This is a genomic window from Helicobacter cetorum MIT 00-7128 (assembly GCF_000259255.1).
Taxonomy (GTDB): Bacteria; Campylobacterota; Campylobacteria; order Campylobacterales; family Helicobacteraceae; genus Helicobacter; species Helicobacter cetorum_B.
In genome coordinates this window covers 965,222-982,948 of the sequence record NC_017737.1, presented here as the reverse complement: position 1 = coordinate 982,948, position 17,727 = coordinate 965,222, and the positions used below count along the sequence as shown (strand labels likewise).

Genomic DNA, 17,727 nt, shown 5'->3' with positions numbered 1-17,727 from the left:
CCTTTTAATCTTTATTGTTTAAAGGGGTGCGTAAAATTCCCCCAATTTGTTCTAATTTGGTGTCTTTAAGGGCTTTTCTTTCTGTGTTTAATCTAGGGTAATTCAAGCTCTTTTCTAGTAAAAAATCCTTAGCAAAAGAGCCATTTTGAATTTTATTTAAGATTTTTTGCATGCGTTTTTCTAATAAATTCGCCATAGGCTCTCTAGCTTTGATAGTGCCAAATTCAGCGGTGTTAGAAATATGCTCTCTTAAGCCTTCAATCCCTTTATAATGCAATAAATCCGCCACTAACTTCACTTCATGCACGCATTCAAAATAGGCTAATTCTTCAGGGTATCCTGCCTTAATTAAAGTCTCAAACCCCGTTCTTACAATCGCTTCTAGCCCCCCACATAAAACCGCTTGCTCGCCAAACAAATCACTCTCGCATTCTTCTTTGAAGCTCGTTTCTAAAACCCCCATTCTTCCCCCACCATTTGCTTTAGCATAGCTTAAAGCCACAGCTTTAGCATCGTATTTTGAACTTTCTTGTTCCACAGCGATTAAATGATATAAACCCCTATTTTTGAGGTATTCTTCTCTTAAAGCACTCCCAGGTCCTTTTGGAGCAACTAGAATAACCCCCACACCCTTTGGAAGAATTACTTGATTAAAATGGACGCTAAAGCCATGAGAAAAGGCTACAATTTGGTCGTCTTTTAAAAAAGGAACCACTTCTTTTTCTAAAACTTCTTTATGCAATTCATCAGGAAGTAGCACCATAAGCACATCAGATTTTTGGACTAATTCTTTGACTTCTAAGACTTCAAAGCCTTCATCTTTTGCCCTTAAAATGCTTGAACTTCCCTTGTATAAGCCAATACGCACTTTTACCTTAGAGTCTCTTAAATTGAGCGCATGGGCTCTTCCTTGTGCACCATAACCAATAATGCCTACTTGTAAAGATTGAATTAAATTTAAATCAATATCCTTATCGTAATAAATCGGTAATGCCAAAACTAAATTCCCCTACAAAAATAATTATCTGTTAACAAATAGTTCTATAATAGCATAATTACTCAATTAAGAGAGGTAGAATTTTGAAAAAAAGTCCCCATTTCTTGCAAGAATTAGTGCTAATCAAGCGCCTTTTTTTACAAATGCTTAAAGAATGCCAAGAAGAAGAGATGGCTAATTTATTTCTCTCTTTATGTCATGCGTTTGAAAAAAATTCTTTCAAAAAAAGTCATAAAATTTTACAAGAAATTATTGCAAGCCAACAGCTTTTAGGTATTATTAAAGTTTTTTCACTCTATAATATTCTTATCAATATTGTTGAAGAACGCCATAAAATCAATAGCACTTCTTATTCATTCAAAGAAAATCAAAAACCCCTTAGCCAAAAAGCTAAAAACGCTTTAAAACATTTAGCTTTTTATCCGGTCTTTACCGCTCATCCTACCCAATCTATGCGAAGAACCTTTTTGGAGGCTTATCAAGAGATTTCTACTTATGTGGCTTGTCTTTCTAATAATCCCACTCAAACCATCCAAGAAAAAAGCGAACAAGAAATTAAATACCGCTTACACTTACTCTATAAAAGCCATTTAGCACGCCAAGAAAAATTAGAAGTTTTAAGCGAATTAGATAACTTGCTCTACTTAGTAGAAACCTCCATTCTTCCAAGTGCTCTAAAAACACTTAATTCTATTCAAAAGGCTCTCAATGAGCCTTTAAAGCAATCTCCTATTATCTTAGGCAGTTGGATAGGAGGCGATAGAGATGGCAACCCTTTTGTAACTAATGCTTTAATGACCCAAACTTTGCGCATCCAACATGCTTTCATTATAGAGTTATACATCAAGGAAGTGAGAGCTTTAACAAGAGAGCTTTCGCTTTCTTCAGATTTTTGCACTATTAGCGACACATTCAAACAAAGCATAGAGCAAGAAAAGATGCACTTAGACCCAAGCGATGCGATTTTACACCAGCATGAACCCTTTAGAGCTAAATTGCTTTTAATGGAGAAAAAACTCAAAAACCGCCTTTTAAGCGTGAATAGCCCCTTAGAAATCCCTTATACCTATCATAATATAGAAGAATTTATCCATGATATTGATTTGATGCTAAATCATCTTGAGCCTTATTTAAGACCTCATTTAGAGCGCTTGCGCCACTTAGCGCTTTTAGCAGGTTTTCATGCCTTAAGATTAGATTTTAGAGAGCATAAAGAAGTGTTTTTAAACGCTTTGAGCGAAACTTTTTCCTTTTTAGGACTTGCTGATAGTGATTTCTTGTCTAAAAATGAAACTAAAAAACTAGAAATCATCAATAACGCCTTTCTTTATTTAGAAAAAAACCCTTTAGATTTACACTCCCTTATAGAGCATATAAGTTTAAAAAGTGCGAATATTTTAGAGGCATTCAGCAAGATTGCTTGGGCAAAACAAAATATTTCTAAAGAAAGTGTGCGCTCTGTTATTATCTCTATGAGTGAGAGTGCGAGCGATATTTTAGGGGTATTATGGCTAGTCCAACTAGCAAAATTAGAAAATGAGATTTCTTTAACCCCTCTTTTTGAGACTATAGACGACTTAGAAAACGCCCCCAAAATTATGCAAACTTTAAGCCAAAACCCCCACTACAACAACTACCTAAACCACCAAAATAGAAACCAACAAATTATGATAGGTTATTCAGATTCTAGTAAAGATGGCGGTATTTTTGCGAGCAATTATTATTTAAATAACGCTATTACCAAACTCATTGAGCTTGAAAAAAGCCTTAATCTCTCTTTTTTACTTTTCCATGGAAGAGGAGGGAGTGTGAGTAGAGGGGGGTTGAGTTTAGAGAGTGCCTTAGATTGCGCACCTTATAAAAGCGCTAAAAATATTCTTAAACTTACCGAGCAAGGCGAAGTCATCAGCCTTAAATATCTCAATTTAGAAAACGCTGAATATAACTTGCATAACGCTCTTAATGCCTTGTTAAAAAAGAATTTACAAGAAAAAGCCCAAAAAACTTCCAAAGAGCATGAAGAAATTCTTCAAACTATCGCACGCCTTTCTTATCAAGCTTATAGAAAGTTAGTTTATGAAACCAAAGGGTTTTTAGAATATTTTAAACTAGCTACCCCTATTTATTTCATTCAAGAATTGCCCTTAGGCTCACGCCCCTCTAAGCGTAAAGATAGCACTAAAATTGAAGATTTAAGAGCGATTCCTTGGGTCTTTGCATGGACACAAAATCGTTGCATTTTACCGGCATGGTATGGCTTAGGAAGTGCCTTAAAAACGCTTGAACCTACAATCTTACAAACCCTTTATAAAGAAAATAAACTTTTTAAAGTGGTGTTAGACAATGTAGCCCAAGTGCTTTTAAAAGTAGATTTAGAAATTTTTGAAAGCTATCATTCTTTGGCTAAAGATTTGTTTAATGCTAAAGAAATTTTTAATGCCATTTGTGATGAATTTAAAATCACTAAAGAATTGATTTTGTGCGCACGAAAAGAAAGCGAGCTTTTAGAAAGTGAGCCAACTACTTACTATTCTATCTTGTTTAGAAGACCTTATTTAAATGCCCTTAATGCTTTACAAATTGAACTTATAAAAGCCTTTTATGCCACTAAAGATAAAGACAAGCAAGCGCACTTGCTCCACCAAGTCCATAGTAGCATTGTAGGTATCGCACAAGGCATGCGTAATACCGGCTAATCTTTTAAAATTGATAATTGATAAAACAAGTAATTGAGCGTCCTGGTGCGGGCTGTCTTCCTGTAGGGCTTGTGCCAATCCCTCTAAAATAATACTTCATATTAAAGATGTTATTCACTTGCAAACTTGCTGTAATTTTATGCCTACCACTTTGCCATAACACTTGACTCACTTGAATGTTCCATACCCAATACCAAGGCAACATACCCACATTATTACACTGATAATTAATCCCCCATAAAGGCTCAATATACCCACACACTTGCTTAGACTCAGTGCTATTTAGCATACTACTATACGAACGGCTATAAAAAAAGCTTGATAATCCAATCGTAGTATTCTTATAAGAATAGCGAGCGTCAAAAACAAATTGATTAGGGCTAACATAAGGAAATTGCTTGCCCTTGATATTAAAAGAATCATAATGCCCATCATAAGAAGAATTAACAATCCCTACAAAAAAGGGGTTGCTCGCTCCATTACTTGTAATTCTTGCATCAATATAAGTATAAGCCATATGAAATTGCAACCCCCTAATAGGAGCATAATACGCTTCTAGCTCCACACCTTGAGAACGCCCATCAATAGGCACAGAAGTATAACCCCCCGAGTTATAATCATGCGCAAAAGTAATGAAATAATTAGAATTAAAACTCAATTTATCCTTATAAGAATAGCGAGAGCCGACTTCTATTTCATTAAAAGTTTGGGTATAAAACTGCCTATAAAACCCATTATAAAAAGCAGCCATGCCTTGTTGAGGTGGGATAAAACTGCGTTGGTAATTAAAATACAACACCCAATTACTAATAGGCTTATAAGCAATGCTAAGAGCGGGGTTAAACTCATTACTTTGTTTAGGATAGTCTCGTATAATGTAATCATCACTCTCTTTAGAATGAATGTCTTCTACATTGTATTGATAACTAGGATTAAGCATCTTAACATGGTAGTGGTAGTTTAAAAAGGTATAGCGAATACCCGGTATAATCACAAGCTTGCCATCTAAAATATCAATTTTATCACTTAAATACACAGCGGTAAAATTATTATTCAAGCGTTGATAAGGGAAGAAAGCATAATTCCACTGATAGCCACTTTGAGAACAATCGCTAGTGTTATACCCTAAATCCCCAGCTTGTTGCAATTCTTGCACGCTCTTTCCTGTGGTATCAACACCTGCTTTAACACTCACACCATTATCCTCTAAATCTTGCAAGCTTTCATTATAGATAGTGCCTTTTAGGGGCATCCAACCCCCTTTACAAGTAGTGGTATTTCTTAAAGCGGGCGGGAAATACAAATCTGATGAAAAAAATCTTAAGCCCGTTGTAAAAGTTTGCTTAACTTTTTGGGTATTGATATTTAAATGCAGTTTTGGCTCAAACGCATTGAATACAAATCTTCTTGGGTGCTGAAACACTGCAAAGCCATTATAATTATCATCAGTATAGACTATTCCATTTTCAGGATTGCTATTAACATTTAAAAAATTAGTATCAAATTTAAAATCCCTACTTAAATCTTGCGTATAGTAAGTGAAACTAAAATCTCCATTAACCTTTTCACTTGTGCCAAAATAGTTTTGATACACAATACCAAAGCGCTTAGAACGACCGCTTTTAGTGTTATTGGGGCGGTCATTTTGAAAGCGATTTTCTTTATAAGCCTCTATGCTTAAACTTCCCGGGTCAGCAAAAAAGAAACTATAGTATTGATAATAGGCTTTAATGCTATTGCTCGCATTAATTTTATAAATCCCCTCTAACATATAGTTTTGATTGTTGGTAGGACTATCATATCTAAAGCCTTGCCCCTTAAGCCAATCGGCTTGTATTTGCACCCCAAAATGCTTGTTTATCATGCCCCCACTTTTCAAATAGGTATCAAAAAGCATGTTATTATCTAAACTCTTATTGATAGGTTTATCTTGCACGCTTACAAAGCCACTATTTTTAGCCCTCCCCCAAAAAGTTGTCCTTTCAGCTACTTCATTGACCCATTTTTTAGGAATTTCTTTAGTAATGATATTCATCACGCCCCCAAAGGTATTAGGGCCATATTGCACGCTTGAACCCCCCTTAATCACATCAATCCTATCTACATTCAAAAAATTGACAGGCAATAAAGGAAGTCTAATTGCAGAATAAGGGTCAGCATAAATAGGGATACCATTCATTAAAATCATACCCGTATCACTATGTCCAGCTGCCCCTGCCCCAAAACCTCTTACACTAATAGATGGCTCTATACCTGTGCCATTAAAATTCCTAATTTGAATGCCCGGCACATTTTGCAAAGCCTCTTCAATACTCTGATTTGCAGTTTGCGTGATTTGCTTATGTGAAATAATACTCCTACTACCGGCAAAATTTTTCACACTAGAGCTTTGCCAATTTTTAGGCGTATCAATGCCTCCATACCCCCTAGAATCAATATCATTTGTTCCTAAAACTTGAACCTTGCTTAGTGTATAGGACTTTTTATCACTCTTAGCTTGAATAGCACTCACTCCAAATAATACCAATAATAACCAATGCTTATACTTCATATTCCCACCAAAAATTATAATGATAATTGCAATTATTATATACAGAACGAATACAATATAATGATAATAATCTTAAAAGTCAATATCAAAATAAAAAAATAGCTATTTTTAACTTTTTAAAAAAATTACAAAAAATATTAAGACAAATAGCCCCCCATAAAGAATTGGAGTGAAAGAACGAGATTTTTTTAAAAAAGGTGTTTTTGGGGGTTTTAAAGAGTTTAAGCCAATAAAATGAGCATGTTTTAATACAACATGCCTATTAGCCCCTATTTGTAATTATAAATATAATTGAGATAAAAAGTATAGTTGCGTGGTATAGGCACATTGCCATATCCATAATTACTGAAATCTAAGGAATCATTAAGCGTAGGGATTTTTACACCAAGCTCCAAAGAATGATGAAATATTCCTAAGCGCATTCCTAAATCAACTAAAAATTGGAATGAAGAACCTAGTATAGGAACAGCATTAGAAGATTCAAGAGAATCATTAGCATTGAGTGCAAAATAGCTTGTCCCAGCTAATGCCCCTCCAAGCCTAAAACCAAAGAAAAAATTCTCGCCATTATAAGCATCAATGAGCCAATCTGAATACACCCCATAATTGATATATACAGGATAAATTCCATTGTTAACAACACTATTAAATAAACTTGAAGTATAAAAAGAAAGACTTGAAAATACCCCTACTCTAGCACCCGTCCATTTGGTATTTTCTTGTTGCCCCATCCATTTATACCCTAGCAAAATATCAAACCCATTAGAATTAACAGAGCCATATTCATAACCAATACCAAAATACACCGAGTTGGTATCCACATAATCACTGCCCTCATAGGCATCTTTAGTAGGGTTATAGGTGATGGTCTGTCGTGATACTTTTTGACTTTGTTTGACAGGCTGAGATTGATTAGAACTAGAATGAGGCTGTTGGCTAGTTGCATTTGTGGTTGTATTTGTGCTGGTGTTACTATTTGGCTTTTTCATAATATTGTAATCAAGAATTTCTTTGGTATTAAAAATCCTTTCATACTGCGAATGGCTAGAATTTGGTTTAGTTTGAGAGTTATCTATAAGATGTGTTTTGCTATGATTATCTTTTTCTAACTCCTCTCTATAAATCTCTTTTTTTAATTCTTCTTGCATAATTTTGTCATGCAAGGCTTTTTCTTTAGCCTTTTCTTGGTCTTTCTTTTGAGCGATTTCTTGGAGCACCTCTTTAGTAATGCGTTCTTTCATTTCTTCGTAAGTTTCTGCATTAACAAAGCTCAAACACAAAAATATTGGCAATAATATAGTAGTAGCAATTTGAATTTTCATCAATTTCCTTTAATTATGGTTTGGTAAAAAGCAAAAAGAGCTTGGCTAAAAACCAAGCTTAAAAGATTTAGAACCGATAAATATAATTAGCACTCCAAGTTACATAACTCCCAAAAATACCGCTAGGGCTTGAGACATTGGGTGATTTTGAAAAATTCTTTGCACCTATTGGGTCTTTTTCGTTGCAAGTTGCTATTGTATAGCTTGCAATTTCAGTGTAGATATGACTACAGCCACCCGCATCGCCATGGATAGAGACCCCTACTTCAAAAGTGTGGTGCTTTGTCCCTCCCCTTAGCCCCAACGCACCATAGCCTTGAAACTGCACCGCATTAATGGCACTCAAACCTGCTTGGGTCATTGATGGATTAATGTTTGATAAGCTCACGCTCTCTCCGCCTATCCCAAATCCAAGATACCAACCCAAAAATAATTTTGAACTTTGATAGAAATCATTCAAAAAATCCATAAAAAAGCTATAGGTATTCATAATGGCATTTAAAGTGGAGGTCATTGATTGATTTTCAGTAGTCATGCCACCAAATACCATATGGGGCGTAGAATAAGGATTAAAAATAAAATCTGGTATTTGTTTTTGCACTGAATAATCTTGCGAATAAGTCCCTCCCCTAAACGCATACATAAACCCCGCTCTCAAACCAATATGAGGGTGTCTCTTGCTGATATATTGATAGCCAAGCTTGACATCAAAACCATTTAAAGTGGCATGAGCTTTTTTCAAAGAAGGGCTATTAGCACTCATTATGCCATTCCAACCTCCAGCCATACCCATATAGCCCAAACCGGCAAAAAAGGCGCTCTTATCAGCTAAATCATTATTGATTGCATTATAATTTGAATGGTGTTTAGGCTTTTTAGTTTTGGCGAGCTTTTTCTTTTTTAACTCTTCTTTGACTTTTGCCTCTATAAGCGCCTTTTCTTGTTGTTCTTTTTCAAGTTGTTCTTTTTCAGCTTTTATAACTAATGCCTCTTTTTGTTGTTCTTCTTTCTTTTTTAAAAGGGCTTCTTGAACTTTCTTTTCAATGAGCTCTTGCTCTTTGGCTTTATCTAGTTTTTCTTTTTGAGCCTGCTCTTCTTTTTGCTGTTTTAAAAGCTCTTCTTGCACTCTTTTATTAACTATCTCTTGGATTTGAGAATCATCTAAGGCATAACCAAGCGATTGGGCTAACAACAAACATAAAGCACTTTGCTTAAAAAGTCGTGTGAAAGTGTAAGAGGGTGTTTTAGAATAGGTTAGATATAGTGGGGGGGGGGGTAATTGAATGACAACGCATTTTTATTCCTTGTGTTTAATGTGATTTTACAAAAAAGAAGTATTTTAATATTAAAAACCTTTGATTTTGATAAAAATTAGTTTTTAAGCAATCAAGCCTTATAAAAAGTATGTATTTATAAAGCTTTTTAAAAACTCTTGTTTCATCAAAAATGTTGTTTAATCAATGAAAAAGAGTTTTAAAGGAGCAAATATTTAAAGGGAAATAAGCTTAAAATTCATAGTTTAAATACGCTGTAACACTTCTTCCGGGTGCTGGCTCTCTACCTGTAGGGCTTGTGCCAATCCCTCTAAAATAATACTTCATATTAAAAAGATTATTCACTTGCAAACTTCCGGTGATTTTATGCCTACCACTTTGCCATAACACTGAGCTAACTTGAATATTCCACACCCAATACCATGGCAATAGCCCCACTGAATTACAACCATATGGTAACCCAACTGACTCCCCAATTTTTTCGCTACACACCGTGTCATTCGCAACTTGATTTAGGATAGAACTATACGAACGGCTATAAAAATAACTGCTCAAGCCAAAAGTCGTTTGCTTGTAAGTATACATCATATCAAAGATGAATTGATTGGGGCTTACATAGGGCAAACGCTTGTTATAAATATCAAAAGGGTGATTGACAATCCCCTTAAAATACACCCCCTTATCCTTAGCCCTAGAGGTAATCCTTGCATCTATATAAGTATAAGCCATATGAAATTGTAAGCCCCTAATAGGCGTATAATACAATTCTAATTCCACACCTTGACTTCTAGCATTCACAGGCTGATGACTATACCCACCCGCATAATAGCGATTAGCAAAAATCACAAAATAGTTTGCATTAAAACTTAATTTATCCTTATAGCTATAGCGCTGACCCACCTCAACTTCATCAAAAATCTGATTGTAATTAGTCCTAAAAATCCCTATTGTTTTATGTTGTGGGGGGATAAAACTGCGGCGATAATTCGCATACCATATCCAATTTTCCATAGGCTTATAGCTAATATTAAAGGCAGGACTCCATTCATTTTGCTTTTGTCTTTTATTAGTCCAAGCCCCCTTAATAGGTTTCTTGCTATCATAGTTTAAGAAAGTGTAGCGCACCCCGGGCGTAAAGACTAATTTGCCTTTAAAAAACTCTATTTTATCGCTTAACCATACTGCTGTATAGTTGTTAAACATTTCTAGGTTGCTATTAGGACTTGTCAAAAAGCTAGGCGGGGACATATGACACATTTTATTGGAATAATTACAACTGCTTTGAAGAGCCTTAAACTGCATATCCATAGTCATAAAGCGCATACCCACATTAAAGGTTTGCTTGATTTTATCAGTATTTACAACCAAGTTTAAATTAGGCTCAAACGCATTCATTATATAACGCCTAGGGTAATTCCATATAGAAAATCCCGGATAATTTTGGTCAGTATAAATTGGACCTTTAAAAGCGCCATCATTGACATTCAAATAATTAGAATCCATTTTTATATCCCTTGCCATATCATGCCCATAGTAGCTAAAAGTAAAATTCCCCCCTATTTTATCCGTATCGCCAAAAAAGTTATGATACACCACTCCCCATCGTTTTGCTCGTCCACTATTGGCATTATTAGGGCGATTGTTTTGAAAACGATTTTCTTCATAAGCCTCTTCTCCTAAAGAACCCGGATTTGTCATAAAAAAATTATAGTATTGAAAAAAAGCAGTGATTTTATTGTTATCATTGATTTGGTAGAGCAAATCTAGCATGTAGTTTTGAATGCTTGTAGGGCTATTGTATCTAAAGCCTTGTCCTTTAATCCAGTTAGCTTGGATTTGCACCCCAAAATGCTTGTTTATCATGCCTGCTGTTCTTAGATAGGTATCAAAAAGCATGTTATTGCCTAAGCTTTTATTGATATTTTTGGCGTCCTTATTCACAAAACCACCATTTTTAGCCTTACCCCAAAAGGTCGTGCGTTCGCTTACTTGATTAACCCATTTATGCGGAATACCTTTAGTAATAATATTTATGACCCCACCAAATGCGTTAGGCCCATATTGCACACTCTCCCCACCTTTGGTTACACTAATTCTATCCACAGATTGAAAGGTTACAGGAAAAATTGGCATGCTAATATCAGCATAAGGGGCGATGTAGACAGGAATACCATTAACCAAAACCATGCCCGTATTGTTACGACCCGGTCCACCACCTCCAAAACCTCTTATTGAAAAGCTAGGCACCGCTCCAATACCTGTAGCATTTCTAATATGCACACCCGGCACATTTTGCAAAGCCTCTTCAATGCTTTGATTGGCGGTTTGGGTTAGTTGCTTATGAGAAATAATCGTGCGAGAACCCATATAATTTCTAACCTCTTTGCTTTTCCAATTTAAAGGCGCCTCCTCATTTTGTGCAACACCAGAAGTTTCAACCTTGCCTAATCTATGCGTTTTTATAGCATACAAATCACTAGCAAAGATAAAAGCTACAATAATAACCTTTTTCATTTACTGCCTTTTATGATAATCATTTTTACAAAAAACAGCGCAATTCTATGATAATTATTATTATTTCTACCTTAAAAATTCTTTGAGCGGTAAGTATTATTTTTTACATAAAAAACCTATTACTAATCAAAGTGATATTAACAAGTTTTTACAAATATTTTAAGCTCCTTTGAAAATGTAAAAACATTTTTAAAGTGAGCTAATTGATTATTTTAACTAAAAAGCTTGGTAGCATAAAAAGCTATGAGTGAAAACACATACGCAACTATTGTTGTAAACACAAATAAATACGCCACAAACTTTATCCCTCCAGCCTCTCTGCCAAAAGTAATCGTAGCCGCAAAACAAGGAATGTAAAACATCACAAACACGATAAAAGCAATCCCGCTAGGCACGCTCACATCTTTTCTTATTATCTCTCTAAAGGCACTAGATTTTTCATCTTCATCTTCTAAAGAAAATAACACCCCAAGAGTAGAGACTACCACTTCTTTAGCCATAAATCCGGTAACAAGTGATACGCTCAAACGCCAATCAAACTCCATAGGGCTAAAGACTTTTTCTAAATGCACCCCTATTCTTCCTACAAGACTATTTTCTAAATTCTTTTTATCTAGCTCTGCTTTTAATTCTTTTAATTTTTCTTCTTTAACTTCTTGTGAAAGGCTAGTATCTTTTTTGACTAACAAGCTTTCTTGTTTATAAGTTTTCATAGCCACATCATTTTTAGGGTATTGAGACATAAACCAAATTAAAATCGCTCCCATTAAAATATAAGTCCCAGCTTTTTTGAGATAAGAAAGCGATTTGGTATAGATACTAAAATAAACCATTCTAGCACTAGGAAAGCGGTATTTTGGCATTTCCATAATAAAAGATTCAGTTTGTCCTTTAAACACGCTTAGTTTTAATAGCTTTGCCATAATTAGTGCGACAATTGCCCCTAAAACATAAATGCAAAACAACACAAATCCTGCATAACTAGGCGCAAAGAATGAGCCAACAAACAACACATAAATAGGAAGTCTTGCAGAACAACTCATAAAACCAATCACAAAAAGCGTGATTAAGCGTTCATTATGATTTTGTAAAGTTCTTGTTGCCATGTAAGCTGGCACAGAGCAACCAAAACCTGTAATTAAAGGGATAAAGCTCTTTCCATGCAAGCCAAATTTATGCAATATCCCGTCTAGTAAAAACGCCACCCTACTCATATAGCCCGTAGTCTCTAGTAAAGAAATCCCAAAATATAACACCACGATTAAGGGTAAGAACGAAACCGTAGCCCCCACTCCCCCAATAATCCCATCGCCTATTAAAGACGCTAAATCTTCATTAGCCACATGCTCTTTGATACTATCAGTTAAAAAATTAAACCCAACTTCCACCACTTCTTGCAACGCCCCCCCTATTAAAAAGCTCAAAGAAAAAATGATTAGCATAAACCCCAAGAAAATCAAAATACCATAACGCTCATGCATTAAAATCTTATCAATCTTATAAGTGCGTTCAAAACTCTTGTTTTTATGAGTGTTTTTAAGCACTAAATCTGTGATTCTTTTAGCAATACTAGCGTATTCTAAGCAATCATTTAAAGTTTGCTCTTTAAGCTTTAATGGATAATGATTAATATCTTTTTGTAAATAGAGCGCTACAATTTGTTGCAACAAGCTTGTGGTATTTAAGCTAGTCTCTTTAGAGCGCACACTTATAGGCACACATACTAACCCTAGCTCTTTAGAAAGTCTGTTAGTATCAATTTCAAGCCCCTCTTTTTTAGCCTCGTCCCACATATTTAATGCCACAAGCATTTTTTTATTAGTCTCTAATAATTGTGCGCTTAAAGCCAAATTGCGCTCTAAATTCGTAGAATCCACTACATTGACAATTAAATCATATTTTTCATTTTCTAAAAAATCTTTAGTGATTTTTTCTTCAGTAGTAAAATCATTAAGCGCATAGGTTCCGGGCAAATCAATAATAGTGATTTTATGATTACCATAAGTTAGGCTTACCTCCATTTTTTCCACCGTAACTCCAGCAAAATTCCCCACTTTCAAATGCGCATCACTTAGTGCATTGATAAGAGAAGACTTCCCTACATTAGGCTGTCCCACAAGCGCAACAACAATTTCTTCCATTCTAAACTCCAACCAATTTGAGTTGTTTTTAATCTTTTTTGTTATATAGTTTTTTAATCAAAGCGACATTATAGCAATATAAGACTAATTATTATAATAATCATAAAAGAACACCCCATTAAATAGGAGAATGTGTCATGTTGTGCGTATTTGATATAGAAACTATCCCTAATATTGACTTATGCAAACAAGCTTTTTCTATAGAAGAAGAAAACGCTTTAAAGATTTGTGAATTGAGTTTTGAAAAGCAAAAAGAAAAAAGTGGGAGCGAGTTTTTGCCCCTTTATTTACATGAGGTTATCTCTATTTCAGCCGTTATAGGCGATGATTATGGGAAGTTTATCAAAGTAGGGAATTTTGGCAAGGATAAAGAAAATTTTGTAAGCGAAAAAGAGCTTTTAGAAGACTTTTTTCATTATTTCAACTCTAAAAAACCACGCCTTGTAAGCTTTAATGGAAGAGGCTTTGATATACCCCTACTCACTTTAAAAGCCCTTAAATATAATCTAACTTTAGATGCGTTTTATAATCAAGAAAATAAATGGGAGAATTATCGCTCACGCTATAGCGAGCAGTTCCATTTGGACTTAATGGATAGCTTGAGTCATTATGGCTCAGTTAGGGGCTTAAACTTAAATGGCATTTGTGCTATGACAAACATTCCGGGTAAGTTTGATATGAGTGGGGATTTAGTGCATGCAATCTATTATAACACCACTTTAAATGAAGTTGAAAAAAAGAGCACCATTGATAGTTATTGTCAAAGTGATGTCTTAAATACCTATTGGCTTTTTTTAAAATACGAAGTGCTAAAAGGCGCTCTTTCAAAAGAGCAATATATAGAAATGTTGCAAGATTTTTTAGAAAAACTTCCTAAAAATATGTCTTATTCTAGTGTGTTTATAAATGCCTTAGAAAAAGAAATATCTACAGAGCTAGTTTGAATGCACAATGATTTAGAAAAACTTCTCACACAATACCAACTAAGTTATGAAGAATATAACCATATCCAAAAATCCTTAAAGCGTGTGCCAAATTTTTTAGAACTTGAAATTTTAGGAGCGCTTTTAAGTGAGCATTGCAGTTATAAATCTAGCAAAATTTTTTTAGAAACTCTTTTTTCGCCCACTAAAGAAGTCATTCAAGGGCCGGGCGAAAATGCAGGCATTGTAGATATTACCAAAGGCTATGGAGCAGTCTTTAAGATTGAATCGCATAACCACCCAAGCTTTATTGAGCCAGTAGCTGGCTCTGCAACAGCAATTGGGGGAATTATGCGTGATATTTTTGCTATGGGGGCTAGATTAGTTGCTAATCTCAATTTCTTACGCTTTGGAAAAGCACGCCCCAAAATAAGTGCTTATCAGCGCCATTTAATTGAGGGCGTAGCACAAGGAATTAGTTCTTATAGCAATTGCATGGGTGTGCCTACTTTAAATGGCGAAACGAATTTTAATGCTTGCTATGAAAATAATATTTTAGTGAATGCGTTTTGTTTAGGCATTGTCAAAAAAGAAAAGATTTTTTATAGCCAAGCTATAGGCGAGGGCAATGCCATTATTTATGTAGGGAGCAAGACTGGAACTGATGGCATTTTAGGGGCGCTTATGAGTAGTAATCGCTTTGATGAAGATTCTAAAAATGCCCATTTAAGCATTCAAATTGGCGACCCTTTTAGCGAAAAATTACTTTTAGAGGCATGCTTAGAATCTTTTGATAAAAATCTCATTATAGGCATTCAAGATATGGGTGCTGCAGGGCTTGCTAATGCCTCATTTGAAATGGCACTAAAAGGAAAAAGTGGCATAGAACTACACCTTGATAATGTGCCAACTACAAAAAAATTAACCCCCCTAGAAATTATGTTAAGCGAATCTCAAGAACGCATGCTCCTTTGTGTCTCAAAAGATAAAATCAAAGAAATTTTAGAGATTTTTAAAAAATGGGATTTAGAGGCTTGTGTTATAGGACATGTTATAAAAGAGCCTAACATTAAGCTTTTTTATCATAATCAATTGCTTGCTAACATGCCCACCCAATGCTTAAACATACCACCTTTAAAACGCCCTTTTAAAGAACCCCCCTATTACCAAGAGCTTAAAAATAAGCCTAGTTTTACACTTCCTAATATTTCTTTGCAAAAAATCTATGAGACCTTATTAAGCGCTATAGAAGTGGTGGATAAAAGAGCGATTTATGAGCAATATGATGACACCATCTTATTAAATACTATTTTAGGCAATGGAAATTGTGATGCAAGCATTATTCAAGTAGAAGAAAATGGCGTAAAACTAAGTATAAGCATAGGGTGCTTAGAAGATTTATGTTATTTAGACCCAAAAGAAGGCGCTAAGCTCACTCTAGCTAAAGTAGCTCGAGATGGTGTTTTAAGAGGGGCTAGAATATTAGGCATTAGCGATTGCTTGAATTTTGGCAACCCTAATGATTTAGAAGTGATGTGGCAATTTAAAGAAAGTATTGAGGGGCTTAAAGAGGCTTGTGAAATCTTAAAAACCCCTATAGTAAGTGGCAATGTCTCTTTTTATAACCAAACTTTAAACCACAATATCTATCCTACACCAAGCATTGTAGCTGTAGGCTTAATTAAGCATGACTATCCTATAAGTTCTGCTTTAAAACAAGAAAATAACGCTCTTTTTTTAGTGGGCGATAGCACTATAAATTTTGTAGGCAGTCTCACTCAAAAGATTTTTGGCAATTCTTTAGAGGGGGAAGTTTTAAAAATCAATTTAGAGCTTGAAAAAACTTTATGGGAATTTTTAGAAAATGCTATTATTAAGCAATTAGTTGTATCTTCTAAAAATTTAGGCAAGGGGGGCTTAAGTATAGGCTTAAGCAAAATGGCATTTTTAGGTAATAAAGGCGTTAAAATTGAAGTTAAAGATAATGCCCAACTTTTTAGCGAAAATACAAGCGCTGTGATTTTAGAAGTTTCTAAAGAAAAACAAGCAGAATTTCTTGCTTTAGCTAAAAATTATGCGATTGAAACGCTGTTTTTAGGGCAAGTAGTTTCCAAAGAACAAGGGCTTATGTTTCAAACACCAAATAACAAAGTCTCTCTTTCTTTCAAACTTGCTAAAGCGCTTTATAATAGTGGGTTTTAGCGCCTTAATCATCATTTTAATTAAAAGGATTTTTTTGCGATTTAAAATTATTTTTTTCTTAGTTATTAGCACGATAGCTTGGGCTAAACACCCTAACAATACTCTTAAAGATATTGATAATACCAACACCCTAACGCCCTCTAAGCGCTACTCCATTAATTTATTAACTGAAAATGATGGCTATATTAACCCCTATATTGATGAATACTATACCGCTGGCACTCAAATAGGCTTTTCTACCAAAGAATTTGATTTTTCTAAAAATAAATACATGAAATGGACTTCATATCTTGGATTTTTCAATAAAAGCCCTAGAGTTACTCGCTTTGGTCTTTCTCTAGCCCAAGATATGTATACCCCCTCACTCAATAATAGAAAACTACAAGACTTACACCATAACCACCCTTATGGGGGCTATTTAAGAGTGAATCTCAATGTTTATAACCGCCATAAAACTTTTATGGAATTATTCACACTCTCTTTAGGCACAACCGGCAGAGGCTCATTAGCACAGCGCACTCAAGAGCTTATCCACAAATGGGGACAAGACCCCCAATTTCTTGGCTGGGATACACAAATTAAGCAAGAATTTATTTTTGAATTCCACTACCAATTGCTTAAAAAAGTCCCTCTTTATACCTCACGCCTTTTCTCTATGGAGCTAATGCCCGGGCTTAATGTAGAATTAGGCAATGCAAGAGATTATTTCCAATTAGGCTCTCTTTTTAGATTTGGATACAACCTAGATGCAGATTATGGTGTGAATAAGGTTAATACCGCCTTTGATGGTGGAATGCCTTATAGCGATAGGTTTTCGCTCTATTTTTTTGTAGGAGCTTTTGGACGCTTCCAACCTTTTAATGTCTTCATTCAAGGCAATAGCCCAGAGACTAGGGGCATTGCTAATTTAGAATACTTTGTTTATAGTAGCGAAGTAGGAGCGGCTATGATGTGGCGAGGCTTTAGAGTAGCTTTCACAATTACAGATATTAGCAAAACTTTCCAATCCCAGCCCAAACACCACCAAATTGGCACTTTAGAGCTTAATTTTGCTTTTTAAGCTCTCAAAAATAGCGTTACTAATTTTAAATAATTTTGTGCTACAAT

Annotated in this window: 10 protein-coding genes; 4 read left to right on the top strand and 6 right to left on the bottom strand. The window is 35.0% G+C overall.

Annotation, left to right across the window (positions count from 1 at the left end; genetic code table 11):
• Nucleotides 1-4: 4 nt before the first annotated feature.
• On the bottom strand, nt 5-997 hold the full coding sequence (gene ilvC / locus HCW_RS04535; protein ID WP_014661044.1) for a ketol-acid reductoisomerase: 993 nt from the start codon (nt 995-997) through the stop codon (nt 5-7).
• Nucleotides 998-1,080: 83 nt separating this feature from the next.
• Between ilvC and HCW_RS04530 the strand changes: the two genes are divergently transcribed.
• Nucleotides 1,081-3,693, top strand: coding sequence for a phosphoenolpyruvate carboxylase (locus tag HCW_RS04530; protein WP_014661043.1), 2,613 nt, complete (start codon nt 1,081-1,083; stop codon nt 3,691-3,693).
• Nucleotides 3,694-3,697: 4 nt separating this feature from the next.
• Here the strand turns inward: HCW_RS04530 and HCW_RS04525 are convergent, their stop codons facing one another.
• From HCW_RS04525 to feoB, 5 genes are all read right to left on the bottom strand, one after another.
• On the bottom strand, nt 3,698-6,244 hold the full coding sequence (locus tag HCW_RS04525; RefSeq protein WP_014661042.1) for a TonB-dependent receptor family protein: 2,547 nt from the start codon (nt 6,242-6,244) through the stop codon (nt 3,698-3,700).
• Nucleotides 6,245-6,513: 269 nt separating this feature from the next.
• A complete protein-coding gene (locus HCW_RS09110) occupies nt 6,514-7,566 on the bottom strand; it encodes an outer membrane protein (RefSeq protein ID WP_014661041.1) in 1,053 nt (350 codons plus the stop codon).
• A gap of 67 nt (nt 7,567-7,633) precedes the next feature.
• Nucleotides 7,634-8,761, bottom strand: a complete 1,128-nt coding sequence (locus HCW_RS09105) for an outer membrane beta-barrel protein (protein ID WP_014661040.1) — start codon at nt 8,759-8,761, stop codon at nt 7,634-7,636.
• 310 nt (nt 8,762-9,071) lie between these two features.
• Entirely contained in the window at nt 9,072-11,354 is a 2,283-nt protein-coding gene (locus HCW_RS04510; RefSeq protein WP_014661039.1) for a TonB-dependent receptor family protein, read from the bottom strand.
• Between the two features lie 212 nt (nt 11,355-11,566).
• Nucleotides 11,567-13,495: a ferrous iron transport protein B gene (gene feoB, locus HCW_RS04505; RefSeq protein ID WP_014661038.1), complete on the bottom strand. Its 1,929-nt coding sequence runs from the start codon at nt 13,493-13,495 to the stop codon at nt 11,567-11,569.
• A gap of 137 nt (nt 13,496-13,632) precedes the next feature.
• On the opposite strand from feoB, the gene HCW_RS04500 reads away from it, so the two are divergent.
• Genes HCW_RS04500 through HCW_RS04490 form a run of 3 tightly spaced genes read left to right on the top strand, consistent with a single transcriptional unit; the run spans nt 13,633 to nt 17,680 of the window.
• Entirely contained in the window at nt 13,633-14,439 is an 807-nt protein-coding gene (locus HCW_RS04500; protein ID WP_014661037.1) for a 3'-5' exonuclease, read from the top strand.
• The gene (gene purL, locus HCW_RS04495; RefSeq protein ID WP_014661036.1) at nt 14,440-16,620 is read left to right on the top strand and encodes a phosphoribosylformylglycinamidine synthase subunit PurL; all 2,181 of its coding nucleotides are present in this window, start codon (nt 14,440-14,442) and stop codon (nt 16,618-16,620) included. It begins immediately after the preceding gene.
• A gap of 34 nt (nt 16,621-16,654) precedes the next feature.
• The gene (locus HCW_RS04490) at nt 16,655-17,680 is read left to right on the top strand and encodes a lipid A deacylase LpxR family protein (RefSeq protein ID WP_081478680.1); all 1,026 of its coding nucleotides are present in this window, start codon (nt 16,655-16,657) and stop codon (nt 17,678-17,680) included.
• The last annotated feature ends 47 nt before the right edge of the window (nt 17,681-17,727 follow it).